21 protein-coding genes, 2 tRNA genes and 1 other RNA gene are annotated in these 24,816 nt (G+C 70.9%); 12 read left to right on the forward strand and 12 right to left on the reverse strand.

Features of this window, described 5'->3' with window-relative positions:
• Positions 1-34 precede the first annotated feature (34 nt).
• The 3 genes from ABCS02_RS24130 to ABCS02_RS24140 all read left to right on the forward strand — a co-directional run bounded on the left by ABCS02_RS24130 (position 35) and on the right by ABCS02_RS24140 (position 1,784).
• Positions 35-1,054 (forward strand): DMT family transporter, encoded by a 1,020-nt coding sequence (locus ABCS02_RS24130; RefSeq protein ID WP_345838244.1) that lies wholly within the window; start codon positions 35-37, stop codon positions 1,052-1,054.
• Between the two features lie 10 nt (positions 1,055-1,064).
• Positions 1,065-1,138: transfer RNA gene (locus tag ABCS02_RS24135), tRNA-Ile, on the forward strand.
• 142 nt (positions 1,139-1,280) lie between these two features.
• Positions 1,281-1,784, forward strand: a complete 504-nt coding sequence (locus ABCS02_RS24140; RefSeq protein ID WP_345838245.1) for a DUF3145 domain-containing protein — start codon at positions 1,281-1,283, stop codon at positions 1,782-1,784.
• Positions 1,785-1,820: 36 nt separating this feature from the next.
• Here ABCS02_RS24140 and ABCS02_RS24145 read toward each other — a convergent pair whose 3' ends face one another.
• The 6 genes from ABCS02_RS24145 to aceE form a co-directional block, all read right to left on the reverse strand.
• Positions 1,821-3,059, reverse strand: a complete 1,239-nt coding sequence (locus tag ABCS02_RS24145) for a beta-ketoacyl-[acyl-carrier-protein] synthase family protein (protein ID WP_345838246.1) — start codon at positions 3,057-3,059, stop codon at positions 1,821-1,823.
• A 76-nt stretch (positions 3,060-3,135) separates the two neighbouring features.
• Complete coding sequence (locus tag ABCS02_RS24150) at positions 3,136-3,384, reverse strand: acyl carrier protein (RefSeq protein ID WP_345838247.1); 249 nt, start codon at positions 3,382-3,384, stop codon at positions 3,136-3,138.
• Positions 3,385-3,489: 105 nt separating this feature from the next.
• Positions 3,490-4,488 carry a beta-ketoacyl-ACP synthase III gene (locus ABCS02_RS24155; RefSeq protein WP_345838248.1) on the reverse strand — a complete coding sequence of 333 codons (999 nt, stop codon included), beginning with the start codon at positions 4,486-4,488 and terminating at the stop codon, positions 3,490-3,492.
• Complete coding sequence (locus ABCS02_RS24160) at positions 4,485-5,411, reverse strand: ACP S-malonyltransferase (RefSeq protein WP_345838249.1); 927 nt, start codon at positions 5,409-5,411, stop codon at positions 4,485-4,487. Before ABCS02_RS24160 ends, ABCS02_RS24155 begins: the two co-directional genes overlap by 4 nt.
• A gap of 83 nt (positions 5,412-5,494) precedes the next feature.
• Positions 5,495-6,715, reverse strand: coding sequence for a helix-turn-helix domain-containing protein (locus tag ABCS02_RS24165; protein WP_345838250.1), 1,221 nt, complete (start codon positions 6,713-6,715; stop codon positions 5,495-5,497).
• A gap of 4 nt (positions 6,716-6,719) precedes the next feature.
• Positions 6,720-9,446: a pyruvate dehydrogenase (acetyl-transferring), homodimeric type gene (aceE, locus tag ABCS02_RS24170; RefSeq protein ID WP_345838251.1), complete on the reverse strand. Its 2,727-nt coding sequence runs from the start codon at positions 9,444-9,446 to the stop codon at positions 6,720-6,722.
• Between the two features lie 145 nt (positions 9,447-9,591).
• Here aceE and ABCS02_RS24175 point away from each other — a divergent pair.
• Positions 9,592-9,664, forward strand: a tRNA-Val gene (locus tag ABCS02_RS24175).
• Positions 9,665-9,673: 9 nt separating this feature from the next.
• Here ABCS02_RS24175 and ABCS02_RS24180 read toward each other — a convergent pair.
• Positions 9,674-10,963, reverse strand: a complete 1,290-nt coding sequence (locus ABCS02_RS24180; RefSeq protein WP_345838252.1) for a serine hydrolase domain-containing protein — start codon at positions 10,961-10,963, stop codon at positions 9,674-9,676.
• 85 nt (positions 10,964-11,048) lie between these two features.
• On the opposite strand from ABCS02_RS24180, the gene ABCS02_RS24185 reads away from it, so the two are divergent.
• From ABCS02_RS24185 to rnpB, 3 genes are all read left to right on the forward strand, one after another.
• Positions 11,049-11,780 (forward strand): C4-type zinc ribbon domain-containing protein, encoded by a 732-nt coding sequence (locus tag ABCS02_RS24185; protein ID WP_345838253.1) that lies wholly within the window; start codon positions 11,049-11,051, stop codon positions 11,778-11,780.
• Positions 11,777-12,202, forward strand: a complete 426-nt coding sequence (locus ABCS02_RS24190; RefSeq protein WP_345838254.1) for a reverse transcriptase-like protein — start codon at positions 11,777-11,779, stop codon at positions 12,200-12,202. The genes ABCS02_RS24185 and ABCS02_RS24190 overlap by 4 nt, the downstream gene beginning before the upstream one ends.
• A 38-nt stretch (positions 12,203-12,240) precedes the next feature.
• Positions 12,241-12,604, forward strand: an RNA gene (rnpB, locus tag ABCS02_RS24195) — RNase P RNA component class A.
• Positions 12,605-12,685: 81 nt separating this feature from the next.
• Here the strand turns inward: rnpB and ABCS02_RS24200 are convergent.
• On the reverse strand, positions 12,686-13,447 hold the full coding sequence (locus ABCS02_RS24200; protein ID WP_345838255.1) for an ROK family protein: 762 nt from the start codon (positions 13,445-13,447) through the stop codon (positions 12,686-12,688).
• Positions 13,448-13,522: 75 nt separating this feature from the next.
• Between ABCS02_RS24200 and ABCS02_RS24205 the strand changes: the two genes are divergently transcribed.
• The 3 genes from ABCS02_RS24205 to ABCS02_RS24215 are packed head-to-tail and all read left to right on the forward strand — an operon-like array spanning position 13,523 to position 18,061.
• Positions 13,523-13,705 (forward strand): SPOR domain-containing protein, encoded by a 183-nt coding sequence (locus ABCS02_RS24205; protein ID WP_345838256.1) that lies wholly within the window; start codon positions 13,523-13,525, stop codon positions 13,703-13,705.
• Positions 13,705-15,042, forward strand: a complete 1,338-nt coding sequence (glnA, locus tag ABCS02_RS24210; protein WP_345838257.1) for a type I glutamate--ammonia ligase — start codon at positions 13,705-13,707, stop codon at positions 15,040-15,042. The genes ABCS02_RS24205 and glnA (ABCS02_RS24210) overlap by 1 nt, the downstream gene beginning before the upstream one ends.
• A gap of 10 nt (positions 15,043-15,052) precedes the next feature.
• Positions 15,053-18,061, forward strand: a complete 3,009-nt coding sequence (locus ABCS02_RS24215; protein ID WP_345838258.1) for a bifunctional [glutamine synthetase] adenylyltransferase/[glutamine synthetase]-adenylyl-L-tyrosine phosphorylase — start codon at positions 15,053-15,055, stop codon at positions 18,059-18,061.
• 6 nt (positions 18,062-18,067) lie between these two features.
• Here the strand turns inward: ABCS02_RS24215 and ABCS02_RS24220 are convergent, their stop codons facing one another.
• Positions 18,068-18,760 (reverse strand): hypothetical protein, encoded by a 693-nt coding sequence (locus ABCS02_RS24220; RefSeq protein ID WP_345838259.1) that lies wholly within the window; start codon positions 18,758-18,760, stop codon positions 18,068-18,070.
• Between the two features lie 134 nt (positions 18,761-18,894).
• Positions 18,895-20,319, reverse strand: a complete 1,425-nt coding sequence (gene glnA / locus ABCS02_RS24225) for a type I glutamate--ammonia ligase (protein WP_345838260.1) — start codon at positions 20,317-20,319, stop codon at positions 18,895-18,897.
• Positions 20,320-20,452: 133 nt separating this feature from the next.
• Between glnA (ABCS02_RS24225) and ABCS02_RS24230 the strand changes: the two genes are divergently transcribed.
• Entirely contained in the window at positions 20,453-20,851 is a 399-nt protein-coding gene (locus tag ABCS02_RS24230; protein WP_345838261.1) for an RDD family protein, read from the forward strand.
• Positions 20,852-20,859: 8 nt separating this feature from the next.
• Here the strand turns inward: ABCS02_RS24230 and ABCS02_RS24235 are convergent, their stop codons facing one another.
• On the reverse strand, positions 20,860-21,567 hold the full coding sequence (locus ABCS02_RS24235) for a DUF4191 family protein (protein WP_345838262.1): 708 nt from the start codon (positions 21,565-21,567) through the stop codon (positions 20,860-20,862).
• A 120-nt stretch (positions 21,568-21,687) separates the two neighbouring features.
• Here ABCS02_RS24235 and ABCS02_RS24240 point away from each other — a divergent pair, with 120 nt between their 5' ends.
• A complete protein-coding gene (locus tag ABCS02_RS24240) occupies positions 21,688-22,935 on the forward strand; it encodes a hypothetical protein (protein ID WP_345838263.1) in 1,248 nt (415 codons plus the stop codon).
• Positions 22,936-22,953: 18 nt separating this feature from the next.
• On the opposite strand, the gene sucB is transcribed toward ABCS02_RS24240, so the two are convergent.
• Positions 22,954-24,759 (reverse strand): 2-oxoglutarate dehydrogenase, E2 component, dihydrolipoamide succinyltransferase, encoded by a 1,806-nt coding sequence (sucB, locus tag ABCS02_RS24245; protein WP_345838264.1) that lies wholly within the window; start codon positions 24,757-24,759, stop codon positions 22,954-22,956.
• Between the last annotated feature and the right edge of the window lie 57 nt (positions 24,760-24,816).

Here is a 24,816-nt window from a genome sequence, read left to right on the forward strand (position 1 = left end):
TCGAGCCCGTGAATCCACTGGGTAGGGTCGAAGAGTGCCCCTGTTCCTCGACGTCTCGCTGAGCGATGTCACCGACAACCTCGTCGGGGTCTTCAAGGACCCGGCGCTGCTGACGGGCATCCCGTTGGCGCTGCTCGGGGCACTCTTCATGTCGTTCGGCGCGCAGTACCAGCACCGCGGCGTCGCGAAGGTGGAGCGAATCCTGGGGGAGTCGGGCGCCGGCGGCCTTTCGATGCGCCAGCTGCTGTACCTCCTGCGACGGCCCTCCTGGGTCATGGGAACGCTCATGCTGGGGCTCGCCGTCGTCTGCCAGCTCGGTGCGCTCTCGGTCGCGCCGCTCATCGTCGTGCAGCCGCTCGGGGCGATCTCGCTCGTGATCACCACGCTGCTCAACGCGCACTTCTCGGGGCACAAGCCGACGGCGGCCTCCATCCGGTCGATCATCGCGGCGGTCGGCGGAATCTTCGTCTTCGTCACGATCGCGGCCTTCGTCGCCACGGAGACCCCCGTGACGCAGCTGCAGCTCTGGATCATCCTCGGGCTGCTCGTCGTCGTGCTGCTCGCGCTCGGCAGCCTGTGGTGGCTGTGGATCCGCAAGCACAGCAAGCCGCTCTTCTACATTGTCGCGTCCGGCATCCTCTACGGCTTCGTCGCGACGCTCGCGAAGGTCATCATCGAGCGGGTGAAGGCGCGGGATGTCGACCTCCTCACGATCGCATGCGCGCTGGGCCTCATCGCGGCCATGGTTCTCGGGGCGTACTTCGTGCAGACGGCGTACTCGGTCGGGCCGCCCGACCTCGTGATCGCCGGCCTCACCGTGATCGACCCGATCGTCGCGGTCCTCATCGGGCTCATCGTTCTCCAAGAGGCGGCGACCGCGGGCGTCTGGGCGCTGGTCGGCTTCGGCGTCGCGGGGGCGGTGTCGATCTACGGCGTGATCTCCCTCGCCCGGAACCATCCGCAGATCGTGTTCGACAGCCAGCAGGTGCCGATCACGCGCGGCGGAGACGACGGCAGCCCGCAGAATCCTTCGTCGGGCCCGGGGTCCCGGTAGGCTCCCTCCCGGGGCGGTGGCCAAGCTGGTCAAGGCAGCGGGCTCATAACCCGACGATCGTGGGTTCAAGTCCCACCCGCCCCACGTCGCGGACGACACGGGAATGACAGTGTTGTCATTCCCGTGCGGCGTTTGCCATACTGGGCGCAGAAAACCGAACAGCATCGCCGTGAGGCGCACCCGGTCAGGTCGTTGGGGAAGACGTACCTGGCGAAACGGAGCGAACATGGCGAACCCTACGACGCGTGGAGTGATCCTGATTCACTCCGCGCCACGTGCGTTGTGCCCCCATGTCGAGTGGGCGATCGGACGTGTGCTCGGCCGCGCGGTCAGCCTCGACTGGGCGGAGCAGCCGGTGCTGTCCGGCAGCCGTCGCGGCGAGTTCTACTGGGAAGGCCCCATCGGCACCGGCGCGGCCCTCGCGAGCGGCGTCATGGGCTGGGAGCACCTCCGCTTCGAGGTGACCGAGGACCCGACCGCGGCGTCGGACGGCGCGCGCTGGATGCACACCCCGTCCCTCGGCATCCATCACGGGCAGACCGACTGCGCGGGGAACCTCGTCATCGGCGAGGACCGGCTGCGGCTCGCGATGGAGCTCGCCGCGTCGGATCCGACCGCGATGCAGCGCGAGATGCACGTCGCTCTGGGGAGCGCCTGGGATGCCGAGCTGGAGGCGTTCCGTCACGCCAGCGACGCGGCATCCGTCGTCTGGCTCCACAAGGTCGGCTGACCGGCCCGGGGTAACCCGGCCCGGTCCGGCCGGGGATCAGACGCTCTGGAACGCGGCCACGGCGTTGTGGCCGCCGAAGCCGAACGAGTTGCTGATCGCGAGCTGCGGGCCGTCGCCGAGGGGCTGCGACTGCGGGCTCACCTTGAGCGGGATCTCGGGGTCCTGCTCGGTGATGTTGATCGTCGGCGGCGCCTGACGGTCGCGGAGCGCGAGCACCGTGAAGACGGCCTCGAGAGCGCCGGTGCCACCCAGGAGATGCCCCGTGGAGGCCTTCGTGGCCGACAGCGGGATGTCGTGGACGCGGTCTCCGAAGACGCTCCGCAGCGCCTTGTACTCGGCGATGTCGCCGGTGGGGGTCGAGGTCGCGTGCGCGTTGATGTGCGTGACGTCGTCGACAGATGCGCCGGCCTGCGCGAGGGCGGCGCGTACGGCGCGCGAGGCGCCCAGGCCCTCGGGGTCGGGCGCGGTGATGTGGTACGAGTCGGCGGTGACCGCGCCGCCCACGAGCGCCGCGTAGATGCGGGCGCCGCGCGCACGGGCGTGCTCCTCCGTCTCGAGCACGAGGGCTGCCGCGCCCTCGCCCATGACGAAGCCGTCACGGTCGATGGAGAACGGACGCGACGCCGTCCCCGGGTCGTCGTTCCGCTTCGAGAGCGCCGTCATCGAGGAGAACGCCGCAAGAGTGATGGGGTGGATGGCGGACTCGGTGCCGCCGGCGATCACGATGTCGGCGAGCCCGTTCTGGAGGTGCTCCATGCCGTTGATGATCGACTCGACGCTCGATGCGCAGGCCGAGGCGACCGTCCGCGCGTAGGCGCGGGCGCCGAGGTGCATCGAGATCGCGGCCGATGCCGCGTTCGGCATGAGCATGGGGACCGTCATCGGCATGACACGACGCGGCCCCTTCTCCCGCAGCGTGTCCCACGCGTCGAGCAGCGTCCACACCCCGCCGATGCCAGTGGCGTAGTCGACTCCGAGCCGTTCCGGGTCGACATCGGGGGACCCGGCATCCGCCCACGCCTCGCGGGCCGCGACGAGCGCGAACTGCGACGCAGGGTCGAGGCGCTTGGCCTCGGGACGCTCCAGCACCGTGTCGGGACGCACGAGCGCCTCCGCGGCGAACGTGACCGGCAGCTCGTACTGCCCGACCCAGTCGTGCGCCAGCGTCCGCGCCCCGGACGTGCCGGCCAGGAGGGCCGACCAGCTCTCCGGCGCGGTGCCGCCGATGGGCGACGAGGCGCCGATGCCGGTGACGACGATGCGGGGCGTGCTCATGGATCTGCTTCCTTCTTCGTGCAGCGGGTGGGACATCCCATGCCGGTGGGGGCCGAACGCCCCCACCGGGGGCAGATCAGGCCTGGTGGGACGTGATGTAGGTGACGGCGTCGCCGACGGTCTTGAGGTTCTTGACCTCGTCGTCGGGGATCGTGACGCCGAACTTCTCCTCGGCGTTCACGACGATCGTCATCATCGAGATCGAGTCGATGTCGAGGTCATCGGTGAACGACTTCTCGAGCGCGACGTCGTCGGCCGAGATGCCCGTCTCGTCGGTGATGAGCTCGGCGAGTCCGGCGAGGACCTCGTCGTTGCTGAGTGCCATGGGTGTCTCTCTTTCTCTGAGTGCCGAAGTGGCCCTCGGCGATGCCTGGACGGCGCAGGACACGCCCGCGCACCGCCCTTCAGTCTAGGTGCGGGTCTTGCAGCGTCAGGGAAGCCGCACGACCTGCGCGGCGTACACGAGCCCCGCCCCGAAGCCGATCTGCAGGGCGAGCCCGCCGCTCAGCTCCGGATGCTCCTGGAGCAGCCGGTGCGTGGCGAGCGGGATCGACGCCGCCGACGTGTTGCCGGTGGTCTCGATGTCGCGGGCGATCACGACGGAGTCCGGGATGCCGAGCTGCTTCGCGAACTCGTCGATGATCCGCATGTTCGCCTGGTGCGGCACGAAGGCCGCGAGGTCGCTGGCCTGGACGCCCGCGGCCTCCAGGGCCTGGCGGGCGACCTTGACCATCTCCCAGACCGCCCAGCGGAAGACCGTCTGGCCTTCCTGGCGGAGGGTCGGCCACGGCACCTTGCCGTCGCGGAAGTCGATCAGCGTGCCGTTCATCGCGACCGCCTCGGCCTTGGACCCGTCCGAGCCCCAGATCGTCGGCCCGATGCCGGGCTCCTCGCTGGGGCCGACCACGACCGCGCCCGCGCCGTCGCCGAGGAGGAACGAGATGCTCCGATCCGTCGGATCGACGATGTCGCTGAGCTTCTCGACGCCCACGACGACCGCCGAGCGGCCGGCTCCGGCACGGATCAGGGCGTCGGCCTGCGCCACGCCGTACGCGAAGCCCGCGCATCCGGCGCCGAGGTCGTACGCCGCGGCCGGATTCGCGCCGATGCGGTCGGCCACGACGGCGGCCACCGACGGGGTCTGCCGGGGGTTGGAGATCGTCGCGATGAGCACGATGTCGATCTCCTCGGGCCGGACGCCCGACGTCTCGACGGCCTCTCGGGCCGCCGCGGTCGCCAGCTCGATCGCGGTCGTCCCCCGGTCGGCGCGCACGCGCGTCACGATGCCGGTCCGCTGCCGGATCCACTCGTCGCTCGAGTCGATCGGCCCGACGAGGTCGTCGTTCGGCACGACGTTCTCGCCGCGCGCCGCGCCGTACGCGTAGATACGGGTGTACTGGGGGCCCTGTGCCTGCTTCAGCGTCGTCATCGTGTTCCTTCTCGCTCCTTCAGCAGCTCCCGGGCGGCGTCGAGGTCGTCGGGGGTCTTCACCGCGACGGTCGGCGTGCCCCGCAGGGCGCGCTTCGCGAGCCCCACGAGCGTCCCGGCCGGCGCGAGCTCGACGATGCTCGACACGCCGTCGTTCGCGAACGCCTCCATGCAGAGGTCCCACCGCACCGGCGAGGCCACCTGCCCGACGAGGAGATCGAGCGCCTGCGCGCCGTCGGTGACGACGGAGCCGTCACGGTTGGTCCACAGCCGGAGCGCGGGATCGGCCGGCGTCACGGTGCGGGTCGCCTCGCGCAGCGCGTCGACGGCTGAGCGCATGAACTCGGTGTGGAACGCGCCCGCGACGGCGAGCGGGATGACGCGGCTTCCCTGCGGCGGCTCGGCGGTCAGCCGCGCGAGCGCGTCAAGAGTGCCGGCCGCGACGATCTGGCCGCCGCCGTTGTAGTTGGAGGGCGTGAGCTCGAGCTCCGCGAGGCGGGCGAGGACGACGTCCTGGTCTCCGCCGACGACCGCGCTCATGCCGGTCGCGACGCGCTCGGCGGCCTCGGCCATGGCGCGGCCGCGGACGCCCACGAGCCGCATGCCGTCGAGGTCGCTCAGCACGCCGGACGCCACGAGCGCGGGGATCTCGCCGATCGAGTGACCGGCCACGCCGTCCGGGGTCGTCGCCCCGTCAGCGGTCAACGCGTACCAGGAGACGAGACTCGCGGCGACGATGAGCGGCTGCGCGATCTGCGTGTCCCGGATGCGGTCCGCATCCCACTCGGTGCCGGCCGCGAGGAGGTCGACGCCGGCCGCATCGGAGTAGCGCGCAAGCCGGTCGGCCACTCCGTCGAGCTCGAGCCAGGGGGCGAGGAATCCGGGGGACTGGGAGCCCTGCCCGGGGAAGACGGCGATCATCACTCTCCCATCCTGCCAAGGATCTGAGCGGACCTTGTGCCGACGCCGCCAAAAGAACCCGGCGGACCTTTGTCGTTATCCGACACTCAGCGCGGCCGGCGGGAGGCCGGGGAGCGCCGCCGCGACGTCTCCGTCCCCACCGCGCCCAGGATCAGCGCGGCCTGCAGGATGAGCGCCTCGCGGGGTCCGGTGGCATCCCACCCGATCACTTCCGACACGCGCTTGAGGCGGTAGCGGACCGTGTTCGGATGCACGAACAGCTCGCGCGCCGTCGCCTCCAGCGACCGACCGTTGTCGAGGTAGCTCCACAGGGTCGTCACGAGGTCCGGGCTGTGCGTGTGCAGCGGCCGGTAGATGCGCTCGACGAGCGTGTGCTTCGCGAGGGGATCGCCCGCGAGCGCGCGCTCCGGGAGGAGATCGTCGGCCTCGACCGGCCGCGGGGCGTTGCGCCACGCGCGCGCGACCGCGAAGCCCGCAAGCGAGGCGCGCGCGCTCTGGCTCGCGTCGACCAGGGCGGGCACCGCCGGACCGAGCACGAGATGGCCGGGACCGAACCCGGGCTCGAGCCGCTTCGCGATCTCCGTGAAGGGGAGCTCGCCGATCGCCTCCTCACCGCCCCCGGGGGGAACCTCGGCGCGGCCGATCACGAGCACGAGCCGCGACCCCTGCACCCCGATCAGCACGTCCGCGCCGAGCTTGCGCGCCGTGCGGCGGAGCTGGTCGACGTCGAGCTGCTGCGGCGTCGTGCCCACGAGCACCGCGACTTCGCCGTGTCCGTGCCAGCCGAGCGCCGCGATGCGGCTCGGCAGCTCCTCGTCGGCCTCGCCGGTCAGGATGGAGTCCACGACGAGCGCCTCGAGCCGGGCATCCCAGAGCCCGCGTGCCTCGGCCGCCCGCGCGTACACGTCGGCCGCCGCGAATGCGACCTCGCGTGAGTAGAGCAGGATCGCCTCGCGCAGGTGCTCGCCCCGGCCCGCGACCCGCTCCTCGGTCACCTCGACGGTCACCCGGATGAGCTGCAGCGTCTGGGTCAGGCTGACGCTGCGGAGCAGCTCACGCGGGGCGACCGCGAAGATGTCGGACGCGATCCAGGGCGTGGAGCCCGGGTCGTCGTACCACTGGATGAACGACGTGATGCCGGCCTGCGCGACGAGGCCGACGGCCGACCGCCGCGCCGGCGGCATCTCCGCGTACCAGGGCAGCGTGTCCTCGAGACGCTTGATCGTGGCCGTCGCCAGATCGCCCGTGATCCGCCGCAGCCACGCGAGGGTCTCGGCTTTGTCGAGGCCGACCGCGCTGTCCGTCATCCGTTCAGTTCTCACCGCCGGCGTTCCCGCTCGTGCCGGCGCTCACGTCGTGCAGCGCGTACTTCTCGATCGCCTGCCCCGCGAGCGACCGGTCGACGGCGCCCTCCGCGGCGAGCGCCTGCAGCGCCCGCACGACGATCGACGGCCCGTCGATCGTGAAGAAGCGCCGGGCGGCGGGGCGCGTGTCCGAGAAGCCGAAGCCGTCCGCCCCCAGGGTGAAGAAGTTGTGCTGCACCCAGGGCCGGATCTGGTCCTGCACCGCGTGCATGTAGTCGCTCACCGCGACGACCGGACCCGGGGCGCCGGCGAGCTTCTGCGTGACGTACGCCGTGCGCGGCTCGTCGTCGGGGTGCAGGAAGTTGTGCTGGTCGACGGCGAGCCCGTCGCGGCGTAGCTCGGTCCACGACGTCACCGACCACACGTCGGCCGCCACGCCCCAGTCGTCCTTCAGCAGCTGCTGGGCCTCGAGCGCCCACGGCAGGCCGACGCCGGAGGCGAGCAGCTGCGCGCGGGGCCCGTCACCCTCGCCGACCGAGACGCGGTGGATGCCGCGGACGATCCCGTCGACGTCCACGTCCTCGGGCTCGGCCGGCTGCACGAGGGGCTCGTTGTACACCGTGAGGTAGTACATGACGTTCGGGTCCGGGTGCTGGCCGCCGTACATCCGGTCGAGTCCGGAGCGCACGATGTGCGCGATCTCGTAGCCGTAGGCCGGGTCGTACGACACCGTCGCCGGGTTCGTCGACGCGAGCAGGTGCGAGTGCCCGTCGGCGTGCTGCAGCCCCTCGCCGGTCAGCGTCGTCCGGCCCGCGGTGGCGCCGATGATGAAGCCGCGCGCCATCTGGTCGCCGGCCGCCCACTGGGCATCGCCCGTACGCTGGAAGCCGAACATCGAGTAGAAGACGTAGACCGGGATGAGCGGCTCGCCGTGCGTCGAGTACGACGTGCCGGTCGCCGTGAAGGCGGCCATCGCGCCGGCCTCGTTGATGCCGACGTGGATGATCTGGCCCTGCGGGCTCTCCTTGTAGGCGAGCAGCAGATCGCGGTCGACCGACGTGTAGTGCTGGCCGTGCGGGTTGTAGATCTTCGCCGTGGGGAAGTACGCGTCCATGCCGAATGTGCGCGCCTCGTCCGGGATGATCGGCACGATCCGGTGACCGAAGTCCTTCGCCCGGAGGAGGTCCTTCAGGAGGCGCACGAACGCCATGGTCGTGGCGACCTCCTGCGTGCCCGACCCCTTCTTCGGCAGGGCGTACGCCGCGTCGTCGGGGAGGGGGAGCGGGGCGTAGTTCACGCGGCGCTCCGGGAGGAAGCCGCCGAGCGACGACCGCCGCTCGAGCAGGTACTGGATCGTCTCGTCCTGGGCGCCGGGGTTGTAATAAGGCGGGAGGTACGGGTTCTCCTCGAGCTGGGCATCCGACACCGGGATCTGCATCGCGTTGCGGAACTGCTTGAGGTCGTCGAGGGTCATCTTCTTCATCTGGTGCGTCGCGTTGCGCCCCTCGAAGTGCGGTCCGAGACCGTAGCCCTTGATCGTCTTGGCGAGGATCACGGTGGGCTGGCCCTTGTGCTCGATCGCCGCCTTGTACGCCGCGTAGACCTTGCGGTAGTCGTGGCCACCGCGCTTGAGGCCCCAGACCTGGTCGTCCGTGTAGTCCTTCACGAGCGCGGCCGCGCGCTCGTCGCGACCGAAGAAGTGCTCGCGGACGAACGCGCCGTTCTCGGTCTTGTACGTCTGGAAGTCGCCGTCGGGCGTGACGTTCATGAGGTTCAGGAGCGCGCCGTCGGTGTCGCGGGCGAGCAGCTCGTCCCACTCGCGACCCCAGATGACCTTGATGACGTTCCAGCCCGCGCCGCGGAAGAAGCTCTCCAGCTCCTGGATGATCTTGCCGTTGCCGCGGACCGGGCCGTCGAGGCGCTGCAGGTTGCAGTTCACGACGAACGTGAGGTTGTCGAGGCCCTCGTTCGCCGCGACCTGCAGCTGACCGCGGCTCTCGACCTCGTCCATCTCGCCGTCGCCGAGGAACGCCCACACGTGCCCGTCGGAGACATCCTTGATCCCGCGGTTCGTGAGGTACTTGTTCGTCATCGCCTGGTAGATGGCGTTGATCGGACCGAGACCCATCGACACGGTCGGGAACTGCCAGTAGTCGGGCAGCAGGCGGGGGTGCGGGTACGACGGGAGGCCGTTCGCCGCCTGCGACTTCTCCTGGCGGAAGCCGTCGAGCTGGGCCTCGCTCAGCCGCCCCTCGAGGAACGAACGCGCGTAGATGCCGGGGGAGGCATGTCCCTGGATGAAGATCTGGTCGCCGCCGGACGGGTGGTCGTGCCCGCGGAAGAAGTGGTTGAAGCCGACCTCGTAGAGGGCCGCCGACGAGGCGTACGTCGAGATGTGGCCGCCGACCCCGATGCCGGGGCGCTGCGCGCGGTGCACGGTGATCGCGGCGTTCCAGCGGATCCACCGGCGGTAGCGGCGCTCGTGCTCCTCGTCGCCGGGGAACGACGGCTCGTTCTCCGGCGCGATCGTGTTGATGTAGTCCGTCGTCGGCACCATCGGCACGTTCAGCTGCAGCTCGTGCGACTTCTGCAGGAGGCTCAGCATGACCTCGCGGCCGCGGCCGTGGCCCTTCGCCTGAACGAGCTGCTGCAGGGATTCCTGCCACTCGCTGGTCTCTTCGGGATCGCTGTCGAGGGGTTCCTGCGAGTAGGGATCCTGGTCGTGAACGGTCACAGAGTGCCTTTCGTCGGCTGGCAGGTCGTGCCAGTGCATCACTCACGGTCGGCTCGACGTTGTCCGTCGGTCCGCGCCGCAGACCAGCCTAGCGATTCGCGCGGGGGCCACGCCCGTCCGGACGCCGCCCGTAGACTGACGGCGCGGGCCTTTAGCTCAGTCGGTAGAGCGCCACGTTTACACCGTGGATGTCGTCGGTTCGAACCCGGCAGGGCCCACCGGATCCGTCAGTAGCGCGGCGGCAGCGGGGGAGCCGCGGGCGGCGCGTCCTTCGCCACCACGGCCCCGATCGCACGGAAGACGCGGTCCGCGGCGTTGGGGTACGTGCCGTCCGAGTTGAACGCGCCGGGCGCGTACGTCGTGGCGACCCCGATCGCGATCTTCTCCGCGGGCAGATAAGCCATGACGGCGCTGTAACCGCTCAGCTGCGGGTTCTGCAGGATCCAGTCGCCGGAGCGGACGATGCCGAGGCCGTAGTTGTACGCGGGGATCTGGGTGAAGCAGGAGGGGATGCAGTTCGCCTGCTTCGATCCGAACCCGAGCAGGTTCGGATCGGTCATCGCGTGAAAGCTCGCGTCGGTCAGGAGCGCGCCGGTGCCGATCGCGATCGCGGTCGTGACGAGGTCGTGCACGGTCGTCGTCTCGGCGCCTCCGGGCGGGGTGCCCCACGCCGGGTTCCAGTACGTGGCCTCCTCCGAGAACGCCGTGCCCGAGGGGATACCGAGGGCTACGCGTCGCTCGGAGCTGAACGCGTGCAGGGCCGGCTCCGGGATCGTCGCGGTGTCGGACGCGACGGTGTCGTCGAGGCCGAGCGGCCGGAGCACCTTCGTCTCGAGCAGCTGGTCGAGCGGCGCCCCGCCGATCTTCGCGAGGATCTGGCCGAGGATCATGAAGTTCGTGTGCGAGTAGCTCCAGTTCGTCCCGGGCGCGAACTGCGGCGGCTTCGAGAAGGCGTAGGCGATCCGCTCGTCGTACGTGAACTCGTGGAACGGGTCGGCGTTGTAGGCCGCGGTCCAGGCCGCGTCCACCTCGTAGTCCGGGTAGCCGCTCGTCTGGTTCGCGAGCATCTTGAGCGTGACCTGGTGGGCCTCCGGAAGGTCCGGCATCCAGCGGTCGATCGGGTCGTCGAGCGACACGAGGCCGGCATCCACGTCCTGGAGCAGCAGGTTGCCGATGTACGCGAACGCGACCGCGCCGTTGCGGAAGCGCATGTCAGTCGTCGCGGGCACCCCCGTCATCGAGTCGCCCCACGCCCGGTCGATCACGACGTCGTCGCCGATCTGCACCTTCACGAGGACCGCACCGAGGCTCATCGCGTCGATCTGCTGCTGCACGGCAGCGGCGATGGCATCCGCCTGCGCTCCGTTCGTGGGCGCCGTCGTCGGCACGGGAGTCGGGGGCGGCGCCGAGCAGCCGGACACGACGAGGGCGGCGGCCGCGAGAACAGCCGCGGCGAGTCCGAGACGGATGCGGTGCGCCGGGCGGTGAGCGGTCGTGTCCGGACGATCAGAAATCATGTCGGTACCACCCGTTCGGCGCTCGAGGAGGACTGCCGCCTCAGCGTACTGCAGGCCTCACCGAGGCCCCGGGTAGGTTGGGGGGATGAACGCAGCGCCCGCCGACCAGCGACGGCTCCTGGAGATCGCCGACCTCGACGCCCGCATCCGGAGGGCCGAGCACGAGCGGGCACATCCGCCGCAGGCAGCACGGATCCAGGAGCTCGCGACGCACCGGCAGGAGCTGTCGCGCGAGCTCGCCGAGAAGGCCGGCGCGCGCGACGACCTGAAGGCGGAGCTCAAGCGCGTCGAGTCGGACGTGGAGGTCGTCGACGCCCGGCGCGTCCGCGACGAGTCCCGACTCCAGGCCGTGACGAACCCGAAGGACGCGCAGGGGCTGGAGAGCGAGCTGGCCTCGCTCGCGCGTCGCAAGAGCGACCTCGAGGACGCCGAGCTCGAGCTCATGGAGCGCCTCGACGCAATCGAGGCCGCCGTCGGGGAGCAGGAGGGCCTGATCGCGGACACCAACGCCGAGGGCGCCCGGCTGACGCAGGAGGCGAAAGATGTCGTGGCGGGCGCGGATGCGGCGCTCGATGCCGCGCGCCGCGACCGCGCCGCGGTCGCCGGCACGATCCCGGCCGAGCTCGTCGCGCTCTACGAGCGGCTGACCGCGCGTTCGGCGGGGGCGGCGCCGCTGGTCCGGCAGACCTGCGAGGGCTGCCGGATGGTCCTGTCCGGCACCGACCTGCACACGCTCCGCCAGACGGCGGACGACGTCGTGGCCAACTGCCCGGAGTGCGGCTGCATCCTCGTCCGCACCGAGGAGTCGGGCCTGTGAGCGCGCTCGTCGTCGAGGCCGATGGCGGGTCCCGCGGCAACCCCGGCGTCGCGGCAGGCGGCGCGGTCGTCATCGATCCGACATCCGGTCGAGTGGTGAGCGAGATCGGCGTGTACGTCGGCATCGCCACGAACAACGTCGCGGAGTACAACGGGATGATCGCGGGGCTCCGCGCCGCGATCGAGCGCGATGCCGAGGCGGACGTGCACGTGCGCATGGACTCGAAGCTCGTCGTCGAGCAGATGTCCGGCCGCTGGAAGGTCAAGCATCCCGACATGCAGACGCTGTACCGCACGGCGCAGGAGCTCGTCGCGTCGCGGCGTGTGACGTTCGAGTGGGTGCCCCGCGCGTCGAACGCCCGCGCGGATGCCGCGGCGAACGAGTCGATGGATCTCCGCGAGAGCTTCCGCCGCGACCTCTGACCGCGGGGGTCGCGCGCCGGTAGGATCGAGCTCGCGAATGGGTCGGCCGGACGATCGCGTCGCGGTATCCCCGCGCCGAGGAACGTCCGGGCTCCACAGGGCAGGGCGGTGGGCAACACCCACCCGGAGTGATCCGCGAGACAGTGCCACAGAGAGCAGACCGCCGCAGCCGAGAGGCCGTGGTAAGGGTGAAAGGGTGGTGTAAGAGACCACCGGGCTCGTGGTGACACGAGCCGCACGGCAAACCTCGCCCGGAGCAAGGTCAGACAGAGGACGTTGACGCGGCCCGCCGAGTCCTCGGGTAGACCGCTGGAGCGGCACGGCAACGTGTCGCCGAGAGAGATGATCGTCGAAGGGACCCCGGTCCCGGAACAGAACCCGGCGTACAGGCCGGCCCATTCGCGCCCCCTCCACGTGAGAACGCGCTTGTGTCACGAAATCGGGTCGATTTCGTGACACAAGCGCGTTCTCAGGGGGTGGGGGTCAGCCCCGGGTCAGGCTGGCGGCGCCGATGATGCCCGCGTTGTTGCGGTGCACGGCCGGCACGATCCTCGTCTTGAGGTTCAGGAGCGGCATGAAGTCGTCGGCGTTCTTGGACACGCCGCCGCCCACCACGAACAGGTCGGGGCTGAAGAGGAACTCGAGGTACGTGTAGTACCACTGCAGGCGCTTGGTCCACTTCTCCCAGGAGAGGTCGTCGCGCTCCTTCGCCGAGTACGCCGCGTACGACTCCGCGTCGCCGTCCTTGCCGGCGCGCTGCACGTGGCCGAGCTCCGCGTTCGGGATGAGCACGCCGTTGTAGATGAGGGCCGTACCGATGCCGGTGCCGAGCGTCGTCAGCATCACGAGCCCGTCCTGGCCCTTGGCGGCGCCGTAGCGCACCTCCGCGATGCCCGCGACGTCCGCGTCGTTCGCGAAGCGGATGCCGCGACCGAGGCCGTCCTCGAAGAACGACTCGGCCTGGAAGCCGATCCACTTCTTCGAGACGTTCGCCGCCGAGAGGGTCTGGCCGTTCTTCACGATCGCGGGGAACGCGACGCCCAGCGGGATGTCGCTGTCGGCCACGTCGAGACGGGTCAGGACCTCCTTGACCGCGGTCAGGACGTCCGCGGGCTCCGCGCCCGCCGGCGTCGGGACCTTGATCCGATCACTGAGCAGGACGCCCTCGTCGAGGTCGACGATGCCCCCCTTGATGCCCGTGCCACCGATGTCCACGCCCACGGCGCGATTCGAGTCCGTTGCCATGACACTCACCATATCCAGCGGAGGCCCGGCGATCAGTAGGATCGTGGGAGGGTCCGGATCTGAGGGAGTGTCACGGTGAGCGGCGACAACGAGAAGTACTGGTACAACTTCGCCACGGGCAAGGTCGAGAAGGGTTTCGAGTCCCCGGCGATCGACCGCTCCGGGCCGTTCGACACCGCCGAGGAGGCGGCCCGCGCCCCCGAGATCGCCCGTGAGCGCTCGCGCGCCTGGGCGGAGGAAGACGCGGCGGACGACTGATGGACAAGCAGCGCGACTTCGTCCTGCGCACGATCGAGGAGCGGGGCGTCAAGTTCGTCCGCCTCTGGTTCACGGACGTCATCGGAACCCTCAAGTCCGTCGCGATCGCCCCGGCCGAGGTCGAGGGCGCCTTCACCGAGGGCCTCGGCTTCGACGGCTCCGCGATCGAGGGCCTCAGCCGCTCCTACGAGTCGGACCTCCTCGCGTATCCCGACCCGACGACGTTCCAGATCCTGCCGTGGCGGGGCGAGGTCGACCCGACGGCGCGGATGTACTGCGACATCACGACGCCGGATGGCCAGCCCGCCGTCGCCGATCCGCGTCACGTCCTCAAGCGCACGCTCGCCAAGGCAGCGGACGCGGGCTTCAGCTTCTACACGCACCCCGAGATCGAGTTCTACCTCCTCAAGTCGTCGACGTTCGGCCCCGAGGGGCCTGAGCCGGTCGACTCGGCGGGCTACTTCGACAACGTCCCGGGCGGCACCGCCCACGACTTCCGCCGCCGCTCGGTGCGGATGCTGGAAGACCTCGGTATCTCGGTCGAGTTCAGCCACCACGAGGCGGGCCCCGGTCAGAACGAGATCGACCTCCGCTACGCCGACGCGCTGACGATGGCGGACAACATCATGACGTTCCGCACCGTCATCAAGGAGGTCGCGATCGAGCAGGGCGTCTACGCGACGTTCATGCCGAAGCCCCTCAGCGGCCAGCCCGGCAGCGGCATGCACACGCACCTGTCCCTGTTCGAGGGCGACGTCAACGCCTTCTACGAGGAGGGCGCGCAGTATCAGCTCTCGAAGGTCGGACGCCAGTTCATCGCGGGCCTCCTGCGCCACGCGAACGAGATCTCGGCGGTCACCAACCAGTTCGTCAACTCGTACAAGCGGCTCTGGAGCGGCGGCGAGGCGCCGAGCTTCATCTGCTGGGGCCACAACAACCGCTCCGCGCTGGTGCGCGTCCCGCTGTACAAGCCGAACAAGGGACAGTCGTCGCGGATCGAATACCGCGCGCTCGACTCGGCCGCGAACCCGTACCTCGCGTACGCGCTCATGCTCGCGGCGGGCTTGAAGGGCATCGAGGAAGGCTACGAGCTGCCGCCGGAGGCGGAGGACAACGTCTGGTCGCTGACGGATGCCGAGCGCCGCGCACTCGGCTACGACCCGCTCCCGGCCAGCCTCGACCTCGCGCTGTCGTACATGGAGGAGTCCGAGCTCGTCGCCGAAACGCTGGGGGAGCAGGTCTTCAACTACGTGCTCCTCAACAAGCGCCAGGAGTGGCAGGACTACCGCTCGCAGGTCACGCCGTTCGAGCTGAAGAGCAACCTCGAGATGCTCTGAGCGGCCGGCTGTGAGCCTGGATCGCCCGTCGCCGCTGACGGAGCTCGCACGGCAGGGCTTCGGCCGTATCGAGGCCGCCGAGACGGCGCTCGCCGAGGTGGAGGTCGAGACCGGCCTGTCGCGGGAGGTCCTCCTCGACGGCGTGGACGTCGCCGGGGACCCGGACGGCGCGCTCGCCGCGATCGTGCGCGTGGTGCGGCGCGATGCCGCCGCCGTGCGCGAGGTTCTGGCCGACGAGGCGCGTCGCCCCGTGCTCTGGGCGCTCGTCGGGGCGTCGCACGGCTTCGGCGACTTCTACCTCCGGCATCCGGGCGAGCTCGCGCACCTGTCCGCACGGGATGCCGCGCTCCCGTCCGGCGCGGAGCTCCGTGCCGAGTTGAGCGAGGCCGTGGGGGTCGAGGACGGTTTCGCGGCCGCCGGCGACGAGAGCGCATGGGCGGCGCTGCGCGTCCGCTACCGCCGGCTCCTCGCGCGCATCGCCGCGTTCGACCTGCTGAGCCCCGATCCGGTCGCCGTCGTCGGTGAGGTGGCCGCCGCTCTCGCCGACGCGGCGGGTGCGGCGCTCGACGCCTCGCTCGCCGTGGCGCGCACGCGGATCTCCACCGGCGGCGGTGCAGGCGCCGGCGCGGGACTGTTCCCGCACGATCAAGTCGCCGCGACCCGTCTCGCGATCATCGGCATGGGCAAGACCGGGGCGCGCGAGCTCAACTACGTCAGCGACGTCGACGTCATCTTCGTCGCCGGCGCCGCCGAGTCGGCGCCCGAGGAGCTCACCGAGGGCCGGGTCATCGACATCGCCACACGGCTCGCCGTGCAGACGATGCGCGGCGTCTCCGGGGTCGAGGTCGAGCCGCCCCTGTGGGAGGTCGACGCGAACCTCCGCCCCGAGGGGAAGCAGGGAGCCCTCGTGCGCACGCTCGACTCGCACCTCGCCTACTACGACCGCTGGGCCAAGAGCTGGGAGTTCCAGGCGCTGCTGAAGGCCCGCGCGATCGCGGGCGACGCCGCGCTGGGCGAGGCGTACGTGGCAGCCGTCCAGCCGAAGGTGTGGACGAGCGCGGCGCGCGAGAACTTCGTGGACAGCGTGCAGCGGATGCGCGAGCGCGTGACGGACCACATCCCCGCCGCGGAGGTGCCGTTCCAGCTCAAGCTCGGGCCCGGCGGCATCCGCGACATCGAGTTCACGGTGCAGCTGCTCCAGCTCGTGCACGGCCTGGACGACGACCGCATCCGCCAGCGCGGGACCCTCCGCGCCCTCGACGCGCTCGTCCGCGAGGGCTACATCGGCCGCGCCGAGTTCTCGACGTTCTCCCGCGACTACCGCGTGCTGCGGCTCCTCGAGCACCGGCTCCAGCTGCGGAACCTGCGGCGCACGCATCTCATGCCGGCCGACGCGGAGGAGCGGCGCGTGCTGGCGCGCACGACCCGGCTCGCCGACAGCGGCCAGGGGGTGTGGGACCTGTGGGAGTCCGTTCGGCGCGAGGTGCGGGAGATCCACGTCCGGCTCTTCTACCGCCCCCTGCTCTCCGCCGTCGCCGCGCTGCCCGCAGAGGAGCGGATGCTGTCGCCCGAGCAGGCGCGGGACCGCCTCGCGGCGATCGGGTTCCAGGACGCGGCCGGAGCGCTCCGGCACATCGCGGCCCTGACGGCCGGGCTGAGCCGCACGGCGCAGATCCAGCGGCATCTGATGCCGGTCATGCTGCGGTGGTTCGCCGACGGCGCCGATCCCGACTACGGGCTGCTCGCCTTCCGTCGGCTGAGCGAACGGCTCGGCCGCACTCCCTGGTTCCTGCGGATGCTGCGCGACTCCGGCGGCGCCGCCGAGCGCCTCACCCGCATCCTCTCCGGCTCGCGGTACATCGGCGAGCTCATGGAGCGGATCCCCGAGGCGGCCGCGTGGCTCGACACCGACGAGCAGCTCCGGCCCCGGAGCGGGACGGCGCTCCGGGAGGAGGCGCGCGCGTTCCAGGAACGTCACGACACGGTCGAGGATGTCTCCCGCGCCGTGCGCGCGCTTCGCCGTCGCGAGATGCTGCGGACGGCGATCGCCGGGGTCCTCGGCCTCATCACGATCGAGGAGCTCGCCGCGGCGCTCACCACGATCACCGAAGTGACGATCCAGGCGACGCTCCGGGCCGTGCGCCGCGAGGTCGTGCCGGCCGAGGACGATCGCCTCGACTTCTCCGTGATCGCGATGGGTCGCTTCGGCGGCGGCGAGCTCGGGTTCGGTTCGGACGCCGACGTCATGTACGTCTATCGCGGAAACGGGCTCGACCCGCAGCGCGCGAACGCGCTCGCGCTGAAGCTCGTCGCCGGGCTGCGCGAGCACTCGGAGGACCATCGGCTGCCGCTCGACCTCGACGCGGACCTGCGGCCCGAGGGACGCAACGGCCCGCTCGTGCGGTCGATCGAGTCCTACGCCGAGTACTACCAGCGCTGGTCCCTGTCGTGGGAGGCGCAGGCGCTGCTGCGCGCGCGGGGGATCGCCGGCAGCATGAAGCTCATCGGGGCGTTCACGGAGCTCGCGGACACCGTGCGGTACCCGGCATCCCTCGATCTCGCGAGCGTCCGCGAGATCAAGCGCATCAAGGCCCGCGTCGAGAGCGAGCGCCTGCCGCAGGGAGCGGACCGGCGGCGGCACCTGAAGCTCGGACCCGGCGGGCTCAGCGACGTCGAGTGGCTCGTGCAGCTCGTCCAGCTCGAGCACGCACGCGCGGACCCGGAGCTGCGGACCACGTCCACGCTCCACGCGCTCGATGTCGCCGTCGCCTCGGGGCTCGTGCCGGAGGAGGGCGGCGCTCGCCTCCGCGAGGCCTGGCGTCTCGCGAGCCGCCTGCGGTCCGCGAACACGCTCCTGTCCGCCCAGACGAGCGACATCCTGCCGGTGGACCGCCACCGCCTCGACGGCATCGGCCGCCTCCTGGAGTACGGCCCCGGCGCCGCGACCCGCGTGGACGAGGAGTGGCTCGCGGTCTCCCGCCGCGCCCGCCGCGTCTTCGAGCAGCTCTTCTACGGCTGACCCCCGCTACCGAACGCGAGTGGCGAGGGAGACGTCGACGAGAGGCAGGTCTTCGCGGGGGATCACGACCGTCGCCACCAGGTCTGCGCGCAACTCGACGCCGACCGCATAGACGAACGGGTCCGTGTCGACCTCGGCCGCCGCCAGCCGCACGCCGTCGACCTCGAGCGACGCTGCCGCGTTGACGTGCGCCTCCCGCACCCACCGGGCGCGCCCGCCCTCTCCGGTGCCGGGGGAGAGCCCCACCTCTTCGCGGAAGCGGTTCATGAGGACGTAGTTCGCGTGTTGGGCCAGCTGAGACGGCAGCGTGGTGGCGTCGGAGGCATCGCGGTGCCACGCCGTCCGCACAGCCTCCCAGAGGAAGGGATAGCGGGACCGCTCCGCCTGCTCGACCAGCCACGGCGGCCGCGGCCACGGGGGCGGTTCGTCCAGCGCTCTGCGGGTGGTCTCGTCGAGCTCCGCGAGGTTCATCGGATCGCTCTTGTCCGCCGGGTTCCGCCACAGCGTGTATGTCACGCTCACCACGCAGCGCGAGATACCGAGCCGGTCCGTGGCCTGCTGGAGCCCCACGGATCCGTGATCCTCGACGGACGGCTGCGGCACGAAACCCATGACTGGAAAGCCGAGCCTCGCGAGCTGCGCCTCGTTCTCGACCCGCGGGTCCGGGGCATCGGGCGGGAGGACGCCGGCGACATGCATATCCGAAGTCTCGCGGACCGAAACCCGCTCCGGCAAGGACGGACGAGGCTACCGAGCCGGGGAACGACAGAGCCCCAGCGGAACCAGCTCCTCCGTGAGGAACCGGTAGCCGCTGGGGCTCTGTGAGTCTGGGATCAGACGCCGAAGTACAGCTCGTACTCGAACGGGTGCGGGCGCTGGGCCAGCGGCTGGATCTCGTTCTCGATCTTGTAGTCGATCCAGGTCTCGATGAGCTCCTCGGTGAACACGCCGCCCTTGGTCAGGAACTCGTGGTCGTTGCGGAGCGCCTCGAGCGAGTCGAGCAGCGAGTTCGGCACCTGGGGGATGTTGCGGGCCTCCTCGGGCGGCAGCTCGTAGAGGTCCTTGTCGATCGGCTCGTGCGGCTCGATGCGGTTCTGGATGCCGTCGAGGCCGGCCATGAGCTGCGCGGCGAACGCCAGGTAGGGGTTGCCCGACGAGTCGGGGGCACGGAACTCGATGCGCTTCGCCTTCGGGTTCGTGCCCGTGATCGGGATGCGGATCGCAGCCGAGCGGTTGCCCGACGAGTAGACCAGGTTGACCGGCGCCTCGAAGCCCTTCACGAGGCGGTGGTAGCTGTTCAGCGTCGGGTTCGTGAAGGCGAGCACTGCAGCGGCGTGCTTCAGGATGCCGCCGATGTACCAGCGCGCGATGTCGCTGAGCCCGCCGTAGCCGGCCTCGTCGTAGAAGAGCGGCTGTCCGCCGTTCCACAGCGACTGGTGCGTGTGCATCCCCGAGCCGTTGTCGCCGAACAGCGGCTTCGGCATGAAGGTCGCGACCTTGCCCCACTCGAGCGCCGTGTTCTTGACGATGTACTTGAACTTCAGGATGTCGTCCGCCGCGTGGACCATCGTGTCGAAGCGGTAGTTGATCTCCGCCTGGCCACCGGTGCCGACCTCGTGGTGAGCGCGCTCGAGGATGAGGCCCGCGTCGATCAGCTTGAGGCTGATGTCGTCGCGGAGGTCGGCCTGCTTGTCGACCGGGGAGACCGGGAAGTAGCCGCCCTTGTAGGGGGTCTTGTTGGCGAGGTTCCCGCCCTCCTCGGCGCGGCCCGTGTTCCAGGCGCCTTCCTCGGAGTCGACGTGGTAGAAGCTTGTGTTCTGCTTCACCTCGTAGCGCACGTCGTCGAAGATGTAGAACTCGGCCTCGGGGGCGAAGAACGCGGTGTCGGCGATGCCGGTCGACGCGAGGTACTTCTCCGCCTTCTTCGCGACCTGACGCGGGTCCTTCGCGTAGATCTCACCGTTGCGCGGGTTGTAGATGTCGAAGAGCATCACGAGGGTCTTGGCCTCGCGGAACGGGTCGACGTAGGCCGTCGACACATCCGGGATCAGCTGCATGTCCGACTCGTGGATGTTGGCGAAGCCGCGGATGGAGGAGCCGTCGAACAGCTGCCCGACGGTGAAGAACTCCTCGTCGACGGTGCTGGCCGGGATGTTGAAGTGCTGCTGGACACCGGGGAGATCCGTGAACCGGATGTCGAGGAACTTGACGTCCTCGTCCTTGATGAAACGCAGCACCTCGGATGAATCACTGAACATGGAGACTCCAGAGGTAGGGCATTCGGGAATTCCGTCTGACACGCAGACTGGCTCGACCATACCGGGACGGCGTTGCCCCCCAGTATCCCGAATGTTTCGGGCATGTTACGCATCGGGGGATAGTGTGGTCGCCGTGTCCGACTCCGTCCGCCAGAACTTCCCGGGCGAGCGACTCGGCCTCCCGCAGACCGGACGCGGCAGCATCGGCCGGGTCGGCCGCCGACTCGGCGGCCTCGCGATCGACTGGGCCTGCGCCGTCGTCATCTCGATCGCGTTCTTCGGCTACGACTCGTTCGCGACGCTCCTCGTCTTCGCGGTCGTGCAGATCGTCTTCCTGCCGACGATCGGCGGCAGCCCGGGCCACCGGCTCGTGGGCCTGCGCGTCGTCCGAGTGGATGGCGGATGGATCGGCCTGTGGCGTCCGTTCCTGCGGACGCTGCTCCTGATCCTCGTCATCCCCGCCGTCATCTGGGACCCCGACCAGCGAGGGCTGCATGACAAGGCCGCCGGGACGATGGTCGTCCGCGGCTGAGAGCCGGGTCAGCGGGGCTTCGGCGCCCGCGCCTTCGTCGGGTCGATGCCCTTCGGGATCGGCAGCGACGCGAGCGACTGCGACACCGAGTCGATGCGCTTGACGACCGCGGCCTGCGTCGTCCGGTCGATCGCCTTCGGCAGCTTCTTGACGGTCGAGGCGAGCTTGGAGATCGGCACCTCGTCCTCGCCGTGGCCCACGTAGAGGATCGTAACGGGCACGCCGCTCGCGACGCGCTGCGCCTTCTGGCGCTCCTCGCCCACGAGGCGCGTGAGCCGCCCGCGCGCACCCTCGCCGACGATCACGACGCCGCCCCGGCCCACGGCACGGTAGACGGCCTCCTGCGTACGGGGGTTGACGCCGACGGGCGTGTCGGAGGCCTGCCAGTTGCGACCGAGCCCGGTGGACAGCACGTGACCCGAGGCACCCGGCATCCCGTCGATCTTCCGGTACATCGCCGTGTTCGACAGGCGCGTCGTGGCGACGAGCGATAGGAGGATGCCGAGGAGGAGACCCGTGACGCCCCAGAGGATCACGCTCCACACCGCGAACGGCGGGATGAGGAACCCGACCATGACACCGAGCGCCGCCGCGACGATGATGATCCCGCCGATCATGAACGGCAGCCAGGTGAACTCCTCCTGCGTGAAGCGGTAGAGGGTCGTGATCTGGCGGAAGAACCCGGGGCGCTTCTCGGGTGCGGAACGGCGAGCCATGGTTTCCAGACTACCGGCGGACGGATCGCCGCCCCTCCACAGCCGCGCTCGGGGGCCGGCTCTTCCCGAGTGTCGCCTCCCGCGGACGCGCCGGGCCCGCCGGCGGCGCAGACTCGCGGAATGGCGGAGACGGACGGCATGGCTTCGGGCTTGCGGGTGCTGCGGCGGGTCGCGCCGCCCGAGACACCGTGGGAGGGCGATGTCGCCCGTGACGAGTCGGGCCGGCTGGTCGTGCTGGTGGATGCCGACACCGTGCCGCTCGGCGCGCTCTGGGACGCCGATCCGTCCGGGCACCTCGTCGCGCCGCTCGATGCGGAGCGACGGCCCGCGGGGCAGGACCTCGTGCTGCCGTACTGCACGACGCCGCTCGCCGCGTACCTCGACGGGCGCGGCGCTGCCGATCCGCTCGCTCCGGGCGAGGCCGTGACGCTGCTCGTGAGCGTCACGCGCGGCCTGCGCGAGCGCGCCGCGCGCGGCGGCACCGGCGGGACGTGGTGGCTGACCGATGACGGGATGCCACTCCTCGTGCCGGACGTCGGCCGGGACACGGGTGACCCGGCCGACACCGAGCGCGTGCTGACGGCCCTGGCGGATGCGGCGCCGCAGCTGAGGGACGAGATATCCGCCGCGAGCGAGCGGATCGCGCGCGGACTTCCGCCCGAGGACCGCGAGCGGGAGGTGTTCGCGGTGGCCGCGCCCGCGCCGCTCGCGCCGCCCTCGCGACGGGGGACGGCTCTCGGGTCGACGTCCGACGCGCGCGCTGCGCACCGAGACGCGCTGCCGAAGCCGGAGGGAGAGGTGGAGAGACCGGCGCGACCGCGCTGGCTGGACGGCATCGTCGACGCGGGGATCGCGGACCTCTGGGCCGAGGTGGTCACCGGGCTCATCCGACGGATCCAGGGCATCCGCTCGAGTCGGGTGAGCCCGCGACGCGTCCGAAGCCGCAGACGCTGGCCGTTGCTCGTGGTGGGCGGCGTGTGCGCGGCGGCCGTGCTCGGCATCGGGCTGGCGTGGCCGTCGTCGAGTCCAGCCCCGGATCCGCGCGGGACCACGAGTCCCGCGCTCACCCCTCCGGCCGATCGTGACGCACCCGCTCGGGACGCGCCCGCGCTGGAGGCCGCGACATCCCTGCTGCGTGCGTCCGCCCGATGCGCGGCATCCGCGTGCCCGGAGCTCCTGGAGGATCCCGGTCGCGCCCTCGCCGCGAAGATCCCGCCGGGGGAGCCGACGACCTCGCTCGTCGAGGACTTCGGCGACGTGGCCGTCGTGCGGGCGGATTACGTCGGGGCCGCGCTCCTCGTCGTCATCGCGCAGACCGGAAACGGATGGCGAGTCCGCGACGTGTATGCCGCGGACCCGCCATCGTGAGCGTCAGACGCCGACGACTCAGATGCCGAGGACGGCCCCGAAGTCGGCCGCCTCGAGGCGCGCCTTGACCGCGCTGAGGAAGCGGGCGGCGTCGGCACCGTCGATGATGCGGTGGTCGTAGGACAGCGCCAGGTAGACGACGGAGCGGATGCTGATCGCGTCGCGACCGTCGACGGTGACGACGCCGGGGCGCTTCACGACGATGCCGGTGCCGAGGATCGCGGACTGCGGCAGGAACACGACCGGAGTGTCGAACAGCGCGCCGCGCGAGCCCGTGTTCGTGACCGTGAACGTGCCGCCGGCCAGCTCGTCGGGCTTCAGCTTGTTCTCGCGCGTGCGGGCCGCGAGGTCGGCGATCTCGTGTGCGATCTGCGCGATCGACTTGTCCGCCGCATCGCGGAGAACGGGCGTCAGGAGGCCGCGCTCGGTGTCGACCGCGATCGCGACGTTCTCCGTGGCGGGGTACACGATGTCGGTGCCGTCCACGGTCGCGTTGATGACCGGGTACGCCTGCAGCGCCTCGGCGGCGGCGAGCGTGAAGAACGGCAGGAACGACAGCTTGTCGCCCGTCTTCGCCGCGAAATCGGCCTTCACCTGGTCGCGGTATCCCGCGAGCCTCGTGACGTCGACCTCAACCACCGTCGTGAGCTGCGCCGTGGACTGCATCGAGGCGACCGCGCGCTCGGAAAGCACCTTGCGCAGGCGCGACATCGGCTGCGTCGTGCCGCGCAGCGGCGACACCTCGAGCTTCGGGGCCGGGGCAGCCGCGGCCGGGGCAGCCGCGGCCGGGGCAGCGGCGGGAGCGGCCGCGGCGGCGAGCACGTCCTCCTTGCGGATGCGGCCGCCGACGCCCGTGCCGCGCACCGTGGCGAGGTCGATGCCACGCTCCTGCGCGAGCTTGCGTACGAGCGGAGTGACATACGTCAGCGCCTCGCCCGCGGGCGCCGCAGCAGGTGCCGGCGCGGGAGCCGCCGGAGCAGCGACCGGCGCCGCCGGAGCGGGAGCAGGTGCCGCAGCCGCCGGAGCCGGCGCGGGCACGGGTGCCGTAACCGGCGCCGGTGCGGGTGCCGGAGCAGGGGCTGCTGCAGGAGCCGGCGCTGCGGCGGCTGCCGCGGGGGCCGGGGCCGCCTGCGCGGGCGCACCGCTCCCGACGCGGGCCAGGACCGCACCCACCTCGACCGTGTCGTCCTCGTTCACGAGGATCTCCTGCACGACGCCGGCGACGGGGGAGGGGATCTCGGTGTCGACCTTGTCGGTGGAGATCTCCACGAGCCCCTCGTCGACCGCGACGGTGTCGCCGACCTGCTTGAGCCAGCGCGTGACGGTGCCCTCCGTGACGCTCTCCCCGAGCGCCGGGAGCACGACATCCGTCGCGTCCCCACCCGCGGCGGGCGCCGCCGAGACCGGGGCCGGAGCAGCGGGTGCCGGGGCCTCCGCGACGGGCGCCGGGGCAGCGACGGGCGCAGCCTCAGCGACAGGCGCGGGCTCCGCGGCAGCGACGGGCGCAGCCTCAGCGGGCTCAGCCACCGGCGCGGCCTCGGCGGGCTGCGCCGCCTGCGCCGGGGCCGCCGCAGCAGGGGCGCCGGATCCGTCGCCGATCTTGGCGAGCACGGCACCGACCTCGACCGTCTCGTCCTCCTGGACGAGGATCTCCTCGATCACGCCCGAGATGGGCGAGGGGATCTCCGTGTCGACCTTGTCGGTGGAGATTTCGAGCAGGCCCTCATCGGCCTGGATGGTGTCACCGACTTGCTTGAGCCAACGGGTCACGGTTCCTTCGGTCACGCTCTCACCGAGGGCGGGGAGGACGACGGAAGTGCTCATGAGCAAGTCTCCTTTGGCAGTGGCTGCTGCGGCGCGACACGCGCGCCTGTCTAGCTT

The organism is Microbacterium sp. X-17 (genome assembly GCF_039615055.1).

Bases quoted from the DNA above. Each gene is read 5' to 3' on its own strand.
- ABCS02_RS24140 (WP_345838245.1), top strand. From the start codon at position 1,281: ATGGCGAACCCTACGACGCGTGGAGTGATCCTGATTCACTCCGCGCCA.
- ABCS02_RS24145 (WP_345838246.1), bottom strand. From the start codon at position 3,059: ATGAGCACGCCCCGCATCGTCGTCACCGGCATCGGCGCCTCGTCGCCC.
- ABCS02_RS24150 (WP_345838247.1), bottom strand. From the start codon at position 3,384: ATGGCACTCAGCAACGACGAGGTCCTCGCCGGACTCGCCGAGCTCATC.
- ABCS02_RS24155 (WP_345838248.1), bottom strand. From the start codon at position 4,488: ATGACGACGCTGAAGCAGGCACAGGGCCCCCAGTACACCCGTATCTAC.
- ABCS02_RS24165 (WP_345838250.1), bottom strand. From the start codon at position 6,715: ATGACGGACAGCGCGGTCGGCCTCGACAAAGCCGAGACCCTCGCGTGG.
- ABCS02_RS24180 (WP_345838252.1), bottom strand. From the start codon at position 10,963: ATGATTTCTGATCGTCCGGACACGACCGCTCACCGCCCGGCGCACCGC.
- ABCS02_RS24185 (WP_345838253.1), top strand. From the start codon at position 11,049: ATGAACGCAGCGCCCGCCGACCAGCGACGGCTCCTGGAGATCGCCGAC.
- ABCS02_RS24200 (WP_345838255.1), bottom strand. From the start codon at position 13,447: ATGGCAACGGACTCGAATCGCGCCGTGGGCGTGGACATCGGTGGCACG.
- glnA (WP_345838257.1), top strand. From the start codon at position 13,705: ATGGACAAGCAGCGCGACTTCGTCCTGCGCACGATCGAGGAGCGGGGC.
- ABCS02_RS24220 (WP_345838259.1), bottom strand. From the start codon at position 18,760: ATGCATGTCGCCGGCGTCCTCCCGCCCGATGCCCCGGACCCGCGGGTC.
- glnA (WP_345838260.1), bottom strand. From the start codon at position 20,319: ATGTTCAGTGATTCATCCGAGGTGCTGCGTTTCATCAAGGACGAGGAC.
- ABCS02_RS24235 (WP_345838262.1), bottom strand. From the start codon at position 21,567: ATGGCTCGCCGTTCCGCACCCGAGAAGCGCCCCGGGTTCTTCCGCCAG.
- ABCS02_RS24240 (WP_345838263.1), top strand. From the start codon at position 21,688: ATGGCGGAGACGGACGGCATGGCTTCGGGCTTGCGGGTGCTGCGGCGG.
- sucB (WP_345838264.1), bottom strand. From the start codon at position 24,759: ATGAGCACTTCCGTCGTCCTCCCCGCCCTCGGTGAGAGCGTGACCGAA.